Genomic DNA, 17,352 nt, shown 5'->3' with positions numbered 1-17,352 from the left:
TATTTGTGTTTAAAAAATAAAAAATCCCGATGAAATTATCACCGGGATTAATTAATTATTATTGATAGATCAGAGTTTATAACTCTTCACTTTTCATTCTTCATTTAAAATTAGCTTCTTCTGCTCATTAAAATTCTCAGGATATACCAGAACAACAGCATAATTGATGCAAAAAGCTGTAAAGAAGCACCTACATACTGTCCGGTAGTATATACATTTTTAAGCTTGCTTGTTTCGTACAGAATACTCGCAGAAGCCAAAAGAACCATTCCTACGGAAAACCAAAGCCCTAAATTGAATCCGAAAATAGCACCGGCTACAATTAATCCTATCGAAAGAAAACCTCCGATAATAATGATATTTCTTAAAAATGAAAAATCTTTTTTAGAAGTAAATGCCACTGCAGAAAGTCCTGCAAACATCGCAATCGTAAGCATAGCAGCCTGGAAAATAATGTTTCCGCCACCCTGCATTCCTGCTGCGATATAAATCATAGGCATGAAGATTACCGCTTCCAGAATGATATAAAATCCTAATCCGAAATACTGTGTAGTTCTGCTCTGTGAAAGCGACCACTTGGAAGCCAGCATAGAAGCCAGCCAGAAAACCCCGATAATGAGCAGCCAGGTATATTTCTGCCCGAACATCATAGCAATAACCTCTACCGGAACAGTTTTCAGTAAAATAGTTTCAACCCCGATAAATGCGAGGATGGATAAAGCGACATGCAAGTAAGTTTTTCTGTAAAAAGCTGCCTTTTCCACTTCTGAGGAATGAGCAACCAAAACATCTGTCATCATAGTTAGTATTTTTTAATTTTGTTTTGAATATTCATTATTTTGTCTTTTTCGCCGGCATTACACCAAGGATTTTTCCGTCCTCTTCAAATACAGCCATAATCACCTCTTTTGACTCCCCCGCATATTTGTAATGAATGCTTGGAAGATTGGAACCGTCCATCAGTTTATGGTAGCCGGTACTTAGAATTTCCAGCTTTTTATTTACATCAAAGCCTTCTTTTACTTTTTTCAGAACATCATCTGTAACGATTGCCTTCACTTTATCCGATAAAAGTGCGTCTACAGCTGTACGGTCCGGAGACTTAAGCGCTTCAACGAACTTCAGGAAGTTCTCATTATACAAAGCAACCTTTTCCTTGTCCAGCTGTGCCGGAACTTCTTTCTGGACCTTTTCAACCTTTACTCCCGTCACTTTCTGAGCAAACATCAGCTGCGCGGCAAGCAATGTAAGTCCTAAAAATATTTTTTTCATAATCTTTTTGGTATTTGGTAAAATAAGTGAGTTAAGATACGAAAATCAGACCACTTCCAAAAATCTCATCGTATCTACATTATCCGCATACGTATCCAAAGCAGGATGCTGTGCTTCGCCAAAAGGAATCGAATCCAATCCCAGTTCGTTTTTAGCCACAATACACTGAATATTTTCTTCGTTTTCAGCAAGGAATTTTTTTACATCTTCCAATGACGAGTATCTGCTGAAGTTGATTACCGAAAGCGGACTGAAAAGTTTATCATCCTCTTTCAGCATCACAAAATTATTATCCCAGAATTTATCCTGATTCAGAAGATAAACTGCCCTGTTGTAATCATAATTGTTAGCATATTTATGATGATTGATAATATCCTGGAAATTTAAAAAGCTTTCAAATAACCTGTCGATCACGAAATCTTCCGGAATAAAAATCCTGGTCACATTCCTGCATCCAAGCCCGAAATACCTGAAAATATCTTCGGCCAGAAGCTGAAGTTCCTCAGGAGTCTCATTACCTTCCAGTACGGCAACCGAAGTCCTGTTTTTACGGATAATATTCAAATGGTCTTTGAAATAATATTCCAGGTAACGTGCCGTATTGTTGCTTCCTGTAGCGATCACGGCATCAAAATTCTCCAGTTTTTCAACAAATTCAGACTGTACGGCTCCACCGGACAGCTCATTCCATTTTTTCAACAGAAACGGAACCATCTGCCTGTCTTTGGAAGACAGCTTGATTAAAGGAATATGACCGCTTAAAACAACCGATATCACATCATGAAGCCCAACAAGAGGAATATTTCCGGCCAGGATCAATCCCACCCTTTTTGGAGTCCTGGAAACAGAATAATTTCCAATCCAGTTGTTTATATTTTCCTGCGTAAGTAAACTCGTCCATTCTTTCAGGGCAAATTTCTGATTTTCAATGGTAAACCAAGGATTCTCTATTTCAGATCTTTTAAGCAATAACTCAAACTCGTTATCCGCCTCATTATAATCCTTCTGATCCTTTGCCAAAAACTCTTTTATATACTCACTTAACTTAATAAGTCCTAAAACTTGATTTTCGATATTCATAATTACTTTTAAATTGGGGAATATTTTGTAATTTTGTGCAAATTTAAAAAAAATTAGCGATGGCTATTAAAATAACTGATGAATGCATTAATTGCGGAGCCTGTGAGCCGGAATGCCCAAATAATGCAATATATGAAGGGGCCGTAGATTGGAAAGCTTCTGAAGGCACAGCTCTTAAAGGTACCGTAACCATGCCGTCAGGACTTACTGTAGATGCAGATTCGCCACAGGAACCCGTAAGTGATGATGTATATTTCATTGTAACAGATAAATGTACCGAATGCAAAGGATTCCACGAAGAACCTCAGTGTGCGGCTGTTTGCCCGGTAGACTGCTGTGTACCAGATGAAGACCACGTAGAATCTGAAGAAACCCTGCTTAACAAAAAAGCATTCTTACACGGTGAATAATAAAAGCTCCGTCTCAGCATAATGAGGCGGTTTTTTTAACTATAAATTTGAAATAATCCAGTAAAATATCAAAAAATAAACAGCAAGTCCTTACCATTCTTGCACAACCAAAAAAGTAAAAATATGAGCAAAAAACACAACTTCAGTGCAGGGCCATGCATCTTACCTCAGGAGGTTTTTGAAAAATCAGCAGAAGCTATTTTAGATTTTAACGGAATCGGATTATCCCTTCTTGAAATTTCCCACAGAAGTAAAGACTTTGTTGCCGTAATGGACGAAGCCCGCGCTATTGTGAAAAGGCTGATGAACCTTGGCGATGATTATGAAGTGCTTTATTTAGGAGGAGGTGCAAGCCTGCAGTTTGCAATGGTTCCTTACAACCTTTTGAAAGTAGGTGGTAAAGCAGCTTATCTGGATACGGGAACCTGGGCAGCAGGAGCCATTAAAGAAGCAAAAAAATTAGGAAATGTAGATGTGGTAGGCTCTTCCAAAGAAGAAAATTACTCATTCATTCCAAAAAATTATACGGTAGGTTCAGAATATGATTATTTCCACTGCACATCCAACAATACCATCTACGGAACCCAAATGAAATCTTTTCCGGATGTGGACACTCTGATGGTTTGTGACATGAGCTCAGATATTTTCTCAAGACAGCTGGATTTTTCCAAGTTTGACCTGATCTATGCCGGTGCTCAGAAAAATATGGGGCCTGCAGGAGTTACTTTGGTAGTTATCAAAAAAGAAATCCTTGGAAAAACCGGCAGAGAGAACATGCTTTCTATCCTGGATTATTCCCAGCATATTTCAAAAGAATCCATGTACAATACCCCGCCGGTTTTCCCTGTATACGCTTCCCTTCTTACCCTGCAGTATCTTGAAAGGAATGGAGGAATTGCAGCAGCTGAAATCAGAAATGAAGCCAAAGCAAAGTTATTATATGAAGAGATCGACAGCAATCCTCTTTTCGAAACTTTCTGCGTAAAAGAAGACCGTTCTTTAATGAATGTTTCCTTCAAACTGACAGATGAGAGCAAAAAAGAGGCATTCGACAATGCATGGAAAGCAGCAGGAATCAGCGGATTAAACGGACACAGAAGTCTGGGCGGCTACAGAGCAAGTTTATACAATGCTTTACCTATTGAAAGCGTTCAGGTTCTGGTAGATGTTATGAGATCAATCAAGTAATTAAACACTAAAAAATTCAAAGATTGAAAGATTGTAGAGCAGTTAATTAAAATTTATTAATTTGCGACCCGATTTAAAATTTTTAAATAGCAGAATTTTTCAATCTTTAAATCTAAAATAATACATGAAAGTTTTAGCAAACGACGGAATCTCGAAAACAGGAGAACTGGCACTCAAAGAAGCAGGATTTGAAGTCCTGCCCAACAGAGTGGCGCAGGATCATGTTATTAATTTCATCAACGAAAATAACGTAGATATCCTCCTTGTAAGAAGTGCTACGAAAGTGAGACAGGAGATGATCGATGCCTGCCCCAGCCTGAAAATTATCGGACGCGGCGGTATCGGAATGGATAATATTGACGTAGACTATGCTAAAAGTAAAGGCATAAAAGTGATCAATACCCCTACTGCATCTTCAAAATCGGTTGCAGAACTTGTTTTCGGGCATTTTTTTGCACTGGCAAGATTCCTTCACGAGTCGAACCGCCTGATGCCTTTGGAGGGGGAAACCCACTTCGATGCCATGAAAAAGTCATTCAGCAAAGCCTATGAACTTTCAGGAAAAACACTTGGAGTGATCGGCTTTGGAAGTATTGGACAGGAAGTCGTAAAAATGGGAATCGCATTAGGAATGAAAATCAAGGTATTAACAAAAAACCCGAAAACAAAGGTTCTCACTCTGGACTTTTTTGATGGGCAGACCTTAAACTTTGAAATCACTTCCACCAATGATATGGATGCTTTCCTTAAAGACACAGACTTTATCAGCATCAATACGCCCAAAACCAATGAATATATTATAGACACGCCCCAGTTCGAAAAAATGAAGGACGGAGTCTACATAGTGAATACTGCAAGAGGCGGTGTGATCAATGAGGTAGCCCTTATAGATTTCATCGAATCTGAAAAGGTAGCAGGGGCAGCACTGGACGTTTTCGAGAACGAACCGACTCCTGAGTTACCTTTACTCATGAATCCTGCGCTATCCCTTTCTCCTCATGTGGGTGGAAACACCGTAGATGCACAGGAGAAAATCGGTGCGGAACTTGCAGAACAAATTATTAAGCTACAAAAAGAAACTATACGATAAACTATGCCTGTTTTTAAACCTTTCCGTGGAATAAGACCTCATAAAGACTTTGAGAGCACTTTCCCTACCCATCCTCTGGACAATTTCACTCAAGAGGAGATTGCAGAGAAAGCTCAAGTTGAAAATACTTACATCAATATGATTAAACCCTATGTTGTAAGTAAATCTAAAGATATTGACCGGAATTTAAGGAAGATCCGTTCAACATTTGAAGAACTTCTTGAAGAGAAAAAACTCGTTCAGGACAGTTCTGCTTATTATCTTTATGAGCAAATTTATCCCAACAAACAGGTTTTCAGAGGATTGCTTGGATTAGCAAACATTGAGGATTTCTGGAACGGAAAGATTAAAAGACATGAAAGTACCATTCCTCAGAAAAAGGAAAAACTGGCCCATTATCTGGATAAGGTAAGCCTGCAGGCTGAACCGGTACTGCTTACCTACCCTTCCAATTCCAAGATTGAGCTTCTGATGAACCATGAGGAAAAGAACGTTCCTATTTTCAACCATGTTGATTCTATCGGGATCAGACATAAAATCTGGAGAATAGACAACCGCCTGAAGCTTCAGCAGTTTAAGGAAGTTATTGACCAGATTGATTCTTTCTACATCGCCGATGGCCACCACAGGATCGGTTCCACAGCATTGAATGCAAAGCATCATAAAGAAAAGAATAAAAGGCATAACGGTACTGAGGCTTATAACTTTGTGTACAGCTTCATCGTTTCCAACCAATCCATAAAGATCCACGATTACAACAGAATACTATCCGATCTTAACGGACTTTCCAGCGAAGAGTTTTTAAAAGAACTGGATCAGTATTTCCTGATCCATGAAAAAGGTGAGACCCCTTATTTCCCTTCACAGAAATTCCACATTTCGATGTACCTGGACAGTAAATTTTACTCCCTACACGTAAAACATGACCTCCGTTCCACAGAAATGTCCCTTGATAACCTTGACCATCACCTTTTAGACAAATACATTTTCAAGAATATCCTGAAAATAGAAAATTCCGACAGCTCTGAAAAAATTTCCTATGTAAAAGGAACGTCCAACATTCAGGGGATTAATTTTTTAAAGGAAAAAATAGACGATGGTGAAGGTAAAGTAGGCTTTGGAATTTACCCGGTGAGTTTCAATGATATGATTAAAATTTCGGATCTTAAGCTCAGTATGCCTCCAAAATGCACATTCATTGAACCGAAACTGGTTACAGCCCTGTTAATGTATGATATGAAACCTTAATAAATTCCTAAATTTTCCCTACTTTTATCTTCGGAAAAAGAAAGGTAAATAAAAAATGAAAAAAATCTTCATTATACTTCCACTCTTTTTGAGTGGATTTTTATTTTCTCAAAAAAAGCCACAGAAAAAACCGGTAAAAAAAACAACCGTGGCTAAATTCAATTACCATGATGAATTCAGAAGAATCTCCGACGAAGTGATGACCAATGGTACCGCTTATGAAAATCTTGGCGAACTTACCAAAGGAATCGGCTCCCGCTTCAGTGCAACGCCCGGGTATATGAAAGCGGTGGAATGGACTGAAAAAAAGCTTAAATCTATTGGCATTGATATGATCTGGCGAATGGAGGCCAAGGCCCCGGTCTGGATAAGAGGAAAAGAATCTTTGCAGATAAAAGCAGCAAATGGAGATTGGACCAATATCAGAATGCTGTCTTTCGGGAATTCCGAAGGAACAGGCGGAAAAGATCTTACAGGGGAGATTGTTTTAATCAGTTCAACTTCTGAGCTTAATGCCATGTCCATTAAACAATTGAAAGATAAAATTGTTTTCGTTAATCTTCCGATGGATCCCAAGATCATTAATACAAATGATTCTTATTTAATTACTGCAAAATCTAAATTAATTTCCGCTTCCGTGATTGCTAAGACGGGAGCAAAAGCTCTAATTATAAGATCTTTAACAACCGCAATGGACGATACACCACACGCAAAAATGGTGTATTACGAGCCTGATGACAAAATAAGAATTCCTGCCCTGTCCATTGGAGTAAAATCCGCTGATGAATTGGAAAAACTATTAAAAAGTCAGAAAGTTACTGCTAAGCTCAATATGACCGCGCAATCAAAAGGCGATACTACCAATCCGAATATTATTGCTGAAATTCAGGGTAAAAAAGATTCTAAAGTGATTGTTTTAGGAGCTCAGTTAGACTCATGGGATTTCGGTGAAGGTGCTATTGACGACGGAACAGGTGTTGCACAGTGCATTGAAGTTTTAAGGACATTTAAAGCGCTTGGCATTGAAAATAATCATACGATAAGGGTGGTTTTGTATGCGAACAGCGAAAACGGCGGGCAAGGACGCGAAATGTATGCAGCCTATGTAAAAAAGAAAGAAGAAAAGCATGTTTTTGCTTTAGGAACAGATGCAGGAGGATATTCTCCGAGAGGATTTTCATTAGATATGCCACCACAAAGACGAAGACAGATCTTCGAATGGAAGAATTATTTTCTTCCCTATGGTATTTATGATTTTGATCAGACTGAAGCTATTCAGGATATTTCTCCGCTGAAAAAGCTGGATATCCCCTTAGCTGAACTGGTTGTAGATACCCAAAGATACTTCGATTATCACCACTCCGAACAGGATACTTTCGATAAGGTGAACAAAAGAGAGCTTCTTTTGGGAGCAGTCGCCATGACACAACTTATTTTCATGATTGATAAAAACTGGTAAAATGAAAAAGACCATCACCCTTTCAATTTTAATGGCAAGCATGACTGTTTTCGGGCAGTCTAAAGAAGATTCGATACAGTTCAGCAAGATCTCTACGGAAATACTGAATAACGGGAAAGCTTACAATGAACTGAAAGACCTTACCAAAAACATCGGAAACCGTTTAAGCGGTACCGAAGCCTATGAAAAATCTGTGAAATGGGCAGAACAGAAGCTTCGGGAAGCCGGGGCGGATAAGGTTTGGCTGCAGGAAGTAATGATTCCGGTCTGGGTAAGGGGAAAAGAATCCCTGCAGATTAAAACCGCAGACGGACAATGGAAAAAACTTAAAATGCTTTCTCTCGGAAATTCTGAAGGAACAGGAGGAAAAGATGTCTCCGGCGAGATTATTATGGTGAGATCATTAGAGGAATATGATAAGCTTACGGCAGATCAAGTAAAGGATAAGATCGTATTCTTTAACTACCCTTTTAATCAGTCATATATACAGACTTTTATTGCTTACAGGGAAGCAGGAGCATACAGACGTTCTGCAGCTAATCTGACTGCCCAGAAAGGAGGTAAATTTGCCATCATCAGATCTCTGTCTTCCGCTTTTGATGATGTTCCCCATACAGGCAATATGCGATATGACGACAACGTTTCCAAAGTACCTGCAGTGACTATCGGAAATACAACCGCAGATGAACTGGAAGCATTATTAAAAAACAAAAAAATTACAGCAAAGCTCAATTCCAACTGTGGGATGAAAGGTGAAAAGCTCTCCCATTCCGTGATTGGTGAGATTACCGGAAAAACGGATCAGAGCGTAATCGTTGTCGGTGGCCATCTGGATTCATGGGATGTAGGTGAAGGTGCTCATGATGACGGTGCCGGAATCGTACAGAGTATTGAAGTTCTGAGAACATTTAAAAAACTTGGAATTAAAAATAACCATACCATCAGGGCTGTTTGTTTTGCCAATGAAGAAAACGGAACCAAAGGCGGAAAGCAATATGGAAAAACAGCGAAAGAAAAGAATGAGAAGCATATTTTCGCTATAGAAACAGATGCCGGAGGCTTCTCTCCAAGAGGTATTTCCCTGGAAATGGATGATAAAAACAGAAACCAGATCAAAAGCTGGGTGAATCTCTTCCTGCCTTACGGAGTATACAATTTTGAAGGCAAATATTCAGGGTCGGATATTGCTCCGCTGCATGAAATGGGTGTTCCTACCGCAGAACTGGTTCCTGATCCGCAACGTTATTTCGACATTCACCATACAGAAGAAGATACTTTTGAAAAAGTCAACCGCAGAGAATTGCTTCTCGGTGCAGCGGTAATGACACAGCTTATTTATATGATTGATAAAAATTGGTAAACTATGAAAAAGATAATTGGAACTTCATTATTATTCCTGGGAATGGCTGCTTTTGGCCAGTCCAAAGAAGATTCCGTCCAGTTCAGCAAAATTTCCACAGAAATCCTGAACAACGGAAAAGGCTATACAGACCTTAAAGATTTAACTAAAAATATCGGCCACCGCTTAAGTGGCTCTCCGGCTTATGAAAAATCTGTAAAATGGGCAGAACAGAAGCTTCGCGAAGCCGGTGCCGATAAAGTCTGGCTTCAGGAAGTAATGGTTCCTGTCTGGACCCGCGGAAAAGAATCCCTGCAGATCAAAACCTCTGATGGCAAATGGAAGAACCTGAAAATGCTTTCTCTCGGAAATTCTGAAGGTACAGGCGGAAAAGATGTTTCCGGCGAGATCATTATTGTAAAATCGATGGAAGAATATGATAGACTTCCGGCAGATCAAGTAAAGGATAAGATCGTATTCTTTAACTACCCTTTCAGTCAGTCTTTTGTAGAAACATTCAGAGGCTACAGCGACGCTGCAAAATACAGGGTAACGGCCGCTGCATTAACGGCTAAAAAAGGAGGTAAATTTGCCATCATAAGATCCCTTTCTTCCGCCTTTGACGATGTTCCGCATACCGGAGCCATGCGTTATGAAGATAAGGCTTCAAAAATTCCGGCCGTAGCCATCGGGGCTACCACTGCGGATGAACTTGAAGCGCTTTTAAAGACTCAGAAAGTCGCTGCAAAGCTTAATTCCAACTGCGGGATGAAAGGTGAAAAGCTCTCCCACTCTGTCATTGGTGAAATCACAGGCAGAAAAGATCAAAGTGTGATTGTAGTTGGCGGGCATCTCGATTCATGGGATGTGGGTGAAGGCGCTCATGACGACGGAGCAGGAATTGTACAGAGTATTGAGGTTTTAAGAACATTTAAAAAATTAGGAATTCAAAATAATCATACGATCAGGGTCGTTTGCTTTGCCAATGAAGAAAACGGCGTAAAAGGAGGCATTCAATATGGGAAAACGGCCAAGGAAAAGAACGAAAAGCATCTTTTTGCCATAGAATCCGATGCCGGCGGTTTTGCCCCGAGAGGAATTGCTCTGGAAATGGATGATGAAAAGAGAAACCGCATTAAAAGCTGGGCCGGTCTATTTTTACCCTATGGAGTTTACAATTTTGAAGGGAAATATTCAGGTACAGACATTTATCCTCTTCATGACATGGGTGTTCCTACGGCAGAGCTGGTGCCGGATTCCCAGAGATATTTTGATATTCACCATACAGAGGAAGACACATTTGATAAAGTGAACAGAAGGGAGCTTCTTTTGGGGGCTACCGCTATGACCCAGCTTATTTATATGATTGATAAGAATTGGTAGATTCTTAGTTTCTTTAACGCAAAGTTTTATACACAATATCTTTGACTTTAGGAGGCAAAGATTTCGTCAACAAGTTAATTCTGATGAAGCTATGTACAGTTGTACGCTTCTGGAATTAACTTGTTGACTTTTTTGTTGCTGCGTTGATAGGACGATTTTTCTGGCTAGTGGAACCACCCCGTCAAATCTTTGATTTGCCACCCCTCCGGAGGAGGGGAATACTGAGCCCGAAACTGAAAATAGGTTGATTCAGTAAGTTTTTAAATTTTCTTTTATATATTTTAAAGCAAATTTTTCTATCACAGTAAAGATTTTGAGAGGATCACCGAAATCTGAATTTAAAGTTACTTAACGGGAAAAATACGCTAAAAAAATCACTTTGGCATGAAATTCGCAAGCTAAATCATTGAAAAAAAATTATTTAAAACACAGACGATGAGAAAAGGTTACTGCGGAAACTTCAGTTTCTGCTGAGCCGGATAGGATTGGTATATATTTTATATGGTCCTTTTTCTTTAGATACCGTATGCATCGGAAAAGATAATCCTCTTATCAATTCCATTTACGATGATGATTGTGTACGGTGTCATAAAGCTCATGAATTCCTTCCGGAATTCAATACTGTTTTTTAATTAAAACTTTCCGGGCAGCTTAAAGCATACCCTTATGTAAAAGAATCAAAAGGCCATAAGATCATAACCTTAGCCAAGTTTAACTATGATCTATGTACTATTAATGATAGCGGAAAATGATTCCGGACCGTTCTATAGAAGAACGGAAAACAGATGTATAACCCTTAAAAAGTGATTAATGATGCGAGACTTTTTTGAAATGATTTTTAAGAGAAATGAAGATGCCGCAAAAATGAATATCTGGAGCGTGATGCTGCTGATCAGTTTTGCCGTTTTTTCCGTATTGGTGTATTTTGCATACGCCTCAAAACCTGATTTTAACAGCTTAATAGTATATCTGACTGCGTTTGCAGCGTATATCGGCTTTGGAATTGTATTTATCAGTTCCCTTACCGGAAGAATGAATTCTTCTTATATGAGCAAGAAATCAAGAAACATATAACTTTAATTTCTACTTTACTAGAAAGCCGTTCAAGTCTATTGAATGGCTTTTTTACTATCTTATGGTCAATACCCTTAAACACTACTCTCTAAAACACTCAAACTTTTAAAAACTCCTTCTTTTCAAGCCTCACCTCCATTTCCTTTCCATCTCTCCTGATCTTTAGATCAATTGATTTCTGCCCGTTTTCCACTCTATTGATAAAATAATGGCAGGCACCGTCTTTATCAAGGCTGTCCAGGTTTACGTTATTGATACTGATAATAGCATCTCCCACCTTTAGCGGGAAATTTTCTTCCTGAAATACAAAAGCTACGGTTGGTTTTGAGTCTATAAAACGATACCCGAAGCCGAAAGATTCCAGTTTAGCGGGTTCATTTTTTATCTGTTTCATATAGATTTTGTTTTCGGACCAATCGAGGATGAAAATAAAATTTTTAAAGAAATCATTTCCGATCAGGCTTGCATTTCCGGTGGCAATTATTTCATTTGCGAAGCTTTTGTTTCCCAATGACAGAGCAGGTGTTCTGAAAATATATCCCGGTAAAGGTTTTCCTGCCCCGTAAGCACCCACGGAGTTGGTTCCATAGATTTCTATACTCTTTAATGCCTTTTGCGCGTCATATGCAGCGTCTGTGACCTTCAGCCTTCCAGAAAATCCTGTATCGAACGTAAGATCTATTTTTTTGCCCTGCAGATCAGTTTCCACAACGGGAGTTTTCTGTGGTCTCGGACTGAAAGGAATAACAATATCATATTCTGCAGGATTAAATTGAGCCAGATCTTTTGAAGCTTCAAGTGAGTTCTCTGCATAATTAACTTTCCAGGAAAGTTTTGCCATTTGGTTGGCCCCGATAATACCGTCAATTTTGAAACAGCTTAGTTCAGAAACACTGAAGTCCATTACTATTGCCCCTACATTTTTAAAGACAGCGTGATCAACAATCATTTCCGGCAGAATAGTAAAAATCTGCTCCTGTTTGTTTTTCTGGGAATCCTTTACTTTAGCTGTATGCTTTTTTTCCAGACCCAGCTCAGTGTATACTGCTGTAGAAATTACTGTAGGTGCTCCTGTATCAAATAAAAAATTATAAGTTTTCCCGTTAATGCTTACCTGTACAAAAGGCAGGTCATTAGCAAATCTCAGATTGATTTTTTCTACAGGATTCTGAAGATTAACCTCACCGCTTTTGAAGAACTTCTTTCCCTGGGCGGAAAGAGTGGCTGTGGATAGAATGAGAAGGGTGTAGAGGACTTTTTTCATGTGGATAATTTACACGAAAATAGGGAATTTGCGCTAAAATAGAAATATCTGTTTTTATTATTTATACAACTTTTATTCTATTAATTTCAATAATAAAAAAGCCATCCTCGCGGACGGCTTCAATATATTTTAAAATTCAATTACTGCACTTTCACAAGCTCAACATCGAAAACTAACCATGCATTTGGCGGAATAACACCTCCTGCTCCTCTTTCTCCGTAAGCCATTGCCGGCGGAATCAGTAATGTAGCAGTTTCACCTTCTTTTAATAACAGGATACCTTCATCCCATCCTTTGATCACTCTTCCCATTCCGATTGGAATTTCGATAGGCTCGTTTCTTTTGAATGAAGAATCGAATTCTGTCCCGTCGATTAATTTACCTGCATAGTGTACAGATACATTGTCACCGGCTTTAGGAGCTTTTCCTCCTGCAACTGTTTTAGTGATTTTGTAATATAATCCGGATTCAGTTTTCTGCATTCCAGATTTAAGGTTTTCCACCATTTTTTCCTGGTTAGCTTTGAATTCTTCTTCTTTTTTCTTTCTCTCAGCTTCTTCTTTAGCGATATAAGCTTTGTTGTTTTCTGCAATTTTAGCTTTTCCTTCTGCGAAAGTTTTTGCTGCATCGTAGTTTTTGTATTCGTCTCCTTTACTGAATACAGATACTTTTTCTAAAACAACATCTGTTTTAGGTTTGTCCTGAGCACCTTTTTCTACGTTAGCAATCGCGTCAATCACATCGTTACCTTTTACCACTTTTCCGAAGATCGTGTGTCTTCCGTCTAACCACGGAGTAGCCACTTCAGTGATGAAAAACTGAGAACCGTTGGTGTTTGGTCCTGAGTTAGCCATAGAAAGAATTCCCTTACCTGTATGCTTAAGGTCGTTTTTCTCGTCCTCAAATTTATATCCAGGATCTCCCATTCCTGTCCCCTGAGGATCACCTCCCTGAATCATGAAATCTTTGATCACTCTGTGGAAAATAGTTCCGTCATAAAAAGGAACTCCTTTAGCCTTTGCTTTGTTGTCTATCTTTCCTTCTGCAAGACCAATAAAATTGGCTACAGTTACCGGTGCTTTTTTGTCTTCGAACTGCACGATCAGGTTTCCTTTGGAAGTCTGAAGATTTGCATAAAGTCCGTCATGAAGACCTTCGTAAGTTTCTTTGTCTACGTTCATTTTTTTATAGATTGGGGTACAACTCATCAGCGAAATACTTGCCGCTGCCAGAATTATATGCTTGTTAAACAATTTCATTATTTATAGCGCTTTTAATTTTATGATTAGTGGGATATCGTTGTCTATATTCTTTTCGTCTCCATAGGTTCCGTAGGCCAGTGAAGAAGGGACCAAAAGCGTTACTTCCTCTCCATCATGCATAAAACGCAAGGCATTCTCTACCGCTTTCAGTTCATCAAAATGTCCGAATCTGGCATCTCTTCTTTCAAAAGGTTTGTCGTAGATCTTGGTTTCATCAAAATCATACAGATCATAAGAATAAGAAATCGGGGTATTATCCGCTCTTCTTTCTCTCTGATCAAAACCTTCAACACTTACCCAGTAATTAAGCTGTGTAGGATAATACTTTACGGGCTGACCGCTGATCCAGTTCTGAATCTGGCCCCGTTCTATAGTATTCAGATTTCTCATCCTTTCCTTGGAAACATCCAGATCTTTCTGACTCAACACTCCGCCTACAGGAGGATGGGCCACAGGAGCTTTTCTGTTGCAGCTTAAGAGGGTTATTGCTGATATGAAGAGTAATTTTTTCATAAACTTTTGCGAAAATACGCATTTCGGAGAAATATTGTTCAATAGGTTGAAAAAAAGATTGAAAAATCGGAAGATTAAATATTTAAAAATGAACGACCCGGTGACTGATAAATTGGGGACACTTTAAACTTTAATTTTTTAACCATCAAGAATTAATTAAGTGCTTAAGATTATTTAAATCATTACACCCATCATCCTTCCAATTGGAGAAATATTTGCAGCTAAAAATAAAATATCACCCCATAACGAAGTGATATAACGTTTTATATTTAAATAACCGTCTTATTGAATGGTCACTTTAATCATCTGCGGAAGTGAAGGAAGTGTATTGAACTGGTTCGGGTTGGCAAGCTGCTGTACCGGCTGGCTTTCAGCCTGCGCCGGCGCCGCTCCTATATGAGCTCCGGGAAAAGAACTTTCCAGGGTTCCGCTGTCAAAAAGTGCCATGATGGAAGAGATATCACCTCTGGTGGAACCATCTACCCCATTATTTGTAGCTGCGATGAACCAGTCATTGGATTGTGCATACATGGTTGCCAAAGCAATACGATCTCCTTTATGGGCAGATATTACCTGTGAGGCTTTACCGCCATCGTTACCGTTTATTCTGGGCTGTAAAATACTTGTAGCCGGATCTTTAAGAACGAATACTTGTTTTACACCGGGCTTTGTTTTCAGAAAAGCAGCCAGAACATCGGCATTGCCCTGCTGTGAAAGCTCCTTTAAACCTTCACCCCGATCATTTTCACCGGTTTTAAATATAGGATTATCATTACCGCTGTATACTACGACTAATACTGGTGAGAATGCAGAATTAGAACCTGTAATGCCCGTAAGGTATTGTTCTAATGGTGTTGTTTTTCCGGTTTCAGCAAGATCCGTCAAGCCATTGGCAGAAGGTTTCCCAGGAGAAAAAATAGGATCCTGTTTCAGAAGTGTTGTTCCTGAGATATGGGAAACGGCCCAGATTCCGGCACTGATTGGGGTTTCATTGGCTGTGCCACCTGAAATATTGGTTAATTTTAATGTGAATTTTGTTCCTCCTTCATGAGTTATTTCCGCTTTTAATAACTGTGAAGCAGGCAGATAAGCATGTCCCTGATCATCGGTTCCTGCAACTTCAGCAACATTTTTTACATTGGTTTCTGCTGTACCGGGATGGGTAACTGCAGATCCAGGAACTTGATTCACACGTGTTCCATTGTCCCAGAGCTTGATTTGTGAAGATACATCTCCCGTTACCGGACTTCCGTTATCCTGATAGAGCTTGATTCCCGGATTGGCGGGTGCAAAAAACAGGTCGTTGCTGTTTCCGTACATCGCTGCAAAACTCACCGCCTGTCCTTTTCCTGCATAAAAAGTAAAAGACGCCGATTCCCCCGGATTAATAACAGGTGACGAACCAGTGTTCTGGAAGGTCCCAAACTGTGTCAGTGGTTTACTTTCAATTACATTTTCTACAGTTATGGTAGCTGTATCATTTACCAGCATTTCTCCGTCATCGTCTTTGCTGCATGAGGAGACCGCCAAAACACTGATCATAGAAAGCAGGCCAAGAGGTAATTTGAACTTCACGAATTGCATATATTCTAAATTTTCTGAAAAATTACCAATATTTAACGAGAAAATAAAAAAACCGGCAGAAATTTATTCCGCCGGTTCTATTATTGAATGAAATAATCTTACATTAAACAGTTTCCAGAACGTCTTTTTCAACCATAACTCTCCATCCGAAAGGATCTTCGCTAAGGTTGTTCTGAAGATCTGTAAGATCCTTTTTAAGAATTGCTGCAAAGCTTTCCTCATCAGACAGTTTTGGAAGTTCAAGCTTCTCGCCCTGGTATCCTAAGGCCTGGAATACAGTAGTTACAACAGCTGTACCTACTCCCCAAACTTCTTTCAGGGTTCCGTTCTTTTGAGCTTCTATAACAGTTTTTACTGCTACAGGCTCTATTTTCACTTCAATTCCTCTCTTTTTAGCAAGCTGGATGAAGCTGTCTCTCGTTACCCCGTCAAGGATTTTTTCAGAAGTAGGTGGTGTATAAATGGTATCGTTAATTCTTACAAATACGTTCATTGTTCCACTTTCTTCAAAATATTCGTGAGTAGCATCATCTGTCCAGATAATTTGCTCATAGCCTTCTTCGATAGCAAGCTGTGTAGGATAGAAAGAAGCAGCATAGTTACCTGCTGCCTTAGCAGAACCTACCCCTCCGTTGGCTGCTCTTGAATAATGGTCTGAAATTTTCACAGAAACAGGTTCTGAATAATAGCTTTTTGCTGGTGTTGCAACGATGGCAAACATATATTTATTGGCTACTCTTGCTTTCAGAGCTTCCTCTGTAGCAAAAATCAATGGTCTGATATACAATGACATACCTTCTCCCTGCGGGATCCAGTTTCTGTCGATATCCACTAATGCTTTTAATCCGTCCAAAAACATTTCTTCAGTTACTTCCGGCATTGCCAGACGCTTCGCTGATTTGTTGATACGTTCAAAATTCTTTTCCGGCCTGAAAAGGAAAACCTGCCCGTCTTTGTCTTTATAAGCTTTCATACCTTCAAAACAAGCTTGTCCATAGTTTACACCCATCATGGCTGGTGTAAATGGTATTGGGCCGTAAGGAACCAATTTTACATCCCCCCACTTTCCATTTTCATACTCACATATCACCATATGGTCGATAAAAGTATTTCCAAATGAAAAATTGTTCGGATCGAAGTCCGGAAGTCTGGAGTTCTCGGTTTTTTGAATTATCATTTTTTAAAA

Annotated in this window: 16 protein-coding genes; 8 read left to right on the top strand and 8 right to left on the bottom strand. The window is 39.3% G+C overall.

Going from position 1 to position 17,352, the window contains the following annotated elements; genetic code table 11:
* Positions 1–110: 110 nt before the first annotated feature.
* The 3 genes from ACM40_RS16565 to ACM40_RS16555 are packed head-to-tail and all read right to left on the bottom strand — an operon-like array spanning position 111 to position 2,352.
* Positions 111–800 (bottom strand): Bax inhibitor-1 family protein, encoded by a 690-nt coding sequence (locus ACM40_RS16565; RefSeq protein WP_048503914.1) that lies wholly within the window; start codon positions 798–800, stop codon positions 111–113.
* 34 nt (positions 801–834) lie between these two features.
* Positions 835–1,272 (bottom strand): hypothetical protein, encoded by a 438-nt coding sequence (locus ACM40_RS16560; RefSeq protein WP_048503913.1) that lies wholly within the window; start codon positions 1,270–1,272, stop codon positions 835–837.
* A gap of 45 nt (positions 1,273–1,317) precedes the next feature.
* Positions 1,318–2,352, bottom strand: coding sequence for an acyl-CoA reductase (locus ACM40_RS16555; RefSeq protein ID WP_048503912.1), 1,035 nt, complete (start codon positions 2,350–2,352; stop codon positions 1,318–1,320).
* 59 nt (positions 2,353–2,411) lie between these two features.
* Between ACM40_RS16555 and ACM40_RS16550 the strand changes: the two genes are divergently transcribed.
* From ACM40_RS16550 to ACM40_RS16515, 8 genes are all read left to right on the top strand, one after another.
* The gene (locus ACM40_RS16550) at positions 2,412–2,762 is read left to right on the top strand and encodes a 4Fe-4S binding protein (RefSeq protein WP_048503911.1); all 351 of its coding nucleotides are present in this window, start codon (positions 2,412–2,414) and stop codon (positions 2,760–2,762) included.
* Positions 2,763–2,885: 123 nt separating this feature from the next.
* The gene (gene serC, locus ACM40_RS16545) at positions 2,886–3,950 is read left to right on the top strand and encodes a 3-phosphoserine/phosphohydroxythreonine transaminase (RefSeq protein WP_048503910.1); all 1,065 of its coding nucleotides are present in this window, start codon (positions 2,886–2,888) and stop codon (positions 3,948–3,950) included.
* Positions 3,951–4,074: 124 nt separating this feature from the next.
* Positions 4,075–5,040 (top strand): D-2-hydroxyacid dehydrogenase, encoded by a 966-nt coding sequence (locus ACM40_RS16540; protein ID WP_048503909.1) that lies wholly within the window; start codon positions 4,075–4,077, stop codon positions 5,038–5,040.
* 3 nt (positions 5,041–5,043) lie between these two features.
* On the top strand, positions 5,044–6,288 hold the full coding sequence (locus tag ACM40_RS16535) for a DUF1015 domain-containing protein (protein WP_048503908.1): 1,245 nt from the start codon (positions 5,044–5,046) through the stop codon (positions 6,286–6,288).
* 55 nt (positions 6,289–6,343) lie between these two features.
* Positions 6,344–7,747, top strand: a complete 1,404-nt coding sequence (locus tag ACM40_RS16530; RefSeq protein WP_053077125.1) for a M28 family peptidase — start codon at positions 6,344–6,346, stop codon at positions 7,745–7,747.
* Position 7,748: 1 nt separating this feature from the next.
* Complete coding sequence (locus tag ACM40_RS16525; protein WP_048503907.1) at positions 7,749–9,107, top strand: M20/M25/M40 family metallo-hydrolase; 1,359 nt, start codon at positions 7,749–7,751, stop codon at positions 9,105–9,107.
* A 3-nt stretch (positions 9,108–9,110) separates the two neighbouring features.
* Positions 9,111–10,469, top strand: coding sequence for a M20/M25/M40 family metallo-hydrolase (locus ACM40_RS16520; RefSeq protein ID WP_048503906.1), 1,359 nt, complete (start codon positions 9,111–9,113; stop codon positions 10,467–10,469).
* A gap of 810 nt (positions 10,470–11,279) precedes the next feature.
* Complete coding sequence (locus ACM40_RS16515; protein ID WP_131705383.1) at positions 11,280–11,543, top strand: hypothetical protein; 264 nt, start codon at positions 11,280–11,282, stop codon at positions 11,541–11,543.
* A 97-nt stretch (positions 11,544–11,640) separates the two neighbouring features.
* Here ACM40_RS16515 and ACM40_RS16510 read toward each other — a convergent pair whose 3' ends face one another.
* From ACM40_RS16510 to ACM40_RS16490, 5 genes are all read right to left on the bottom strand, one after another.
* On the bottom strand, positions 11,641–12,807 hold the full coding sequence (locus tag ACM40_RS16510) for a retropepsin-like aspartic protease (RefSeq protein WP_048503904.1): 1,167 nt from the start codon (positions 12,805–12,807) through the stop codon (positions 11,641–11,643).
* 140 nt (positions 12,808–12,947) lie between these two features.
* Positions 12,948–13,988: a peptidylprolyl isomerase gene (locus ACM40_RS16505; RefSeq protein ID WP_185097202.1), complete on the bottom strand. Its 1,041-nt coding sequence runs from the start codon at positions 13,986–13,988 to the stop codon at positions 12,948–12,950.
* Positions 13,989–14,069: 81 nt separating this feature from the next.
* Positions 14,070–14,582 (bottom strand): FKBP-type peptidyl-prolyl cis-trans isomerase, encoded by a 513-nt coding sequence (locus ACM40_RS16500; protein ID WP_048503902.1) that lies wholly within the window; start codon positions 14,580–14,582, stop codon positions 14,070–14,072.
* Positions 14,583–14,864: 282 nt separating this feature from the next.
* Positions 14,865–16,166: a spondin domain-containing protein gene (locus tag ACM40_RS16495; protein WP_048503901.1), complete on the bottom strand. Its 1,302-nt coding sequence runs from the start codon at positions 16,164–16,166 to the stop codon at positions 14,865–14,867.
* 103 nt (positions 16,167–16,269) lie between these two features.
* Positions 16,270–17,343: a branched-chain amino acid aminotransferase gene (locus ACM40_RS16490; RefSeq protein ID WP_048503900.1), complete on the bottom strand. Its 1,074-nt coding sequence runs from the start codon at positions 17,341–17,343 to the stop codon at positions 16,270–16,272.
* Positions 17,344–17,352 lie beyond the last annotated feature (9 nt).

Origin of the sequence: Chryseobacterium sp. BLS98 (genome assembly GCF_001045445.1) — a bacterium.
Classification (GTDB): domain Bacteria; phylum Bacteroidota; class Bacteroidia; order Flavobacteriales; family Weeksellaceae; genus Chryseobacterium.
The sequence above is the reverse complement of the archived record's forward strand: the minus strand, read 5'-3'. Positions and strand labels throughout refer to the sequence as shown.

What these genes read in the sequence shown, in the direction of transcription:
- ACM40_RS16565 (WP_048503914.1), bottom strand. Translation starts at nt 800, where the DNA reads ATGATGACAGATGTTTTGGTTGCTCATTCCTCAGAAGTGGAAAAGGCA.
- ACM40_RS16560 (WP_048503913.1), bottom strand. Translation starts at nt 1,272, where the DNA reads ATGAAAAAAATATTTTTAGGACTTACATTGCTTGCCGCGCAGCTGATG.
- ACM40_RS16555 (WP_048503912.1), bottom strand. Translation starts at nt 2,352, where the DNA reads ATGAATATCGAAAATCAAGTTTTAGGACTTATTAAGTTAAGTGAGTAT.
- ACM40_RS16550 (WP_048503911.1), top strand. Translation starts at nt 2,412, where the DNA reads ATGGCTATTAAAATAACTGATGAATGCATTAATTGCGGAGCCTGTGAG.
- serC (WP_048503910.1), top strand. Translation starts at nt 2,886, where the DNA reads ATGAGCAAAAAACACAACTTCAGTGCAGGGCCATGCATCTTACCTCAG.
- ACM40_RS16540 (WP_048503909.1), top strand. Translation starts at nt 4,075, where the DNA reads ATGAAAGTTTTAGCAAACGACGGAATCTCGAAAACAGGAGAACTGGCA.
- ACM40_RS16535 (WP_048503908.1), top strand. Translation starts at nt 5,044, where the DNA reads ATGCCTGTTTTTAAACCTTTCCGTGGAATAAGACCTCATAAAGACTTT.
- ACM40_RS16530 (WP_053077125.1), top strand. Translation starts at nt 6,344, where the DNA reads ATGAAAAAAATCTTCATTATACTTCCACTCTTTTTGAGTGGATTTTTA.
- ACM40_RS16525 (WP_048503907.1), top strand. Translation starts at nt 7,749, where the DNA reads ATGAAAAAGACCATCACCCTTTCAATTTTAATGGCAAGCATGACTGTT.
- ACM40_RS16520 (WP_048503906.1), top strand. Translation starts at nt 9,111, where the DNA reads ATGAAAAAGATAATTGGAACTTCATTATTATTCCTGGGAATGGCTGCT.
- ACM40_RS16515 (WP_131705383.1), top strand. Translation starts at nt 11,280, where the DNA reads ATGATGCGAGACTTTTTTGAAATGATTTTTAAGAGAAATGAAGATGCC.
- ACM40_RS16510 (WP_048503904.1), bottom strand. Translation starts at nt 12,807, where the DNA reads ATGAAAAAAGTCCTCTACACCCTTCTCATTCTATCCACAGCCACTCTT.
- ACM40_RS16505 (WP_185097202.1), bottom strand. Translation starts at nt 13,988, where the DNA reads ATGAACGTAGACAAAGAAACTTACGAAGGTCTTCATGACGGACTTTAT.
- ACM40_RS16500 (WP_048503902.1), bottom strand. Translation starts at nt 14,582, where the DNA reads ATGAAAAAATTACTCTTCATATCAGCAATAACCCTCTTAAGCTGCAAC.
- ACM40_RS16495 (WP_048503901.1), bottom strand. Translation starts at nt 16,166, where the DNA reads ATGCAATTCGTGAAGTTCAAATTACCTCTTGGCCTGCTTTCTATGATC.
- ACM40_RS16490 (WP_048503900.1), bottom strand. Translation starts at nt 17,343, where the DNA reads ATGATAATTCAAAAAACCGAGAACTCCAGACTTCCGGACTTCGATCCG.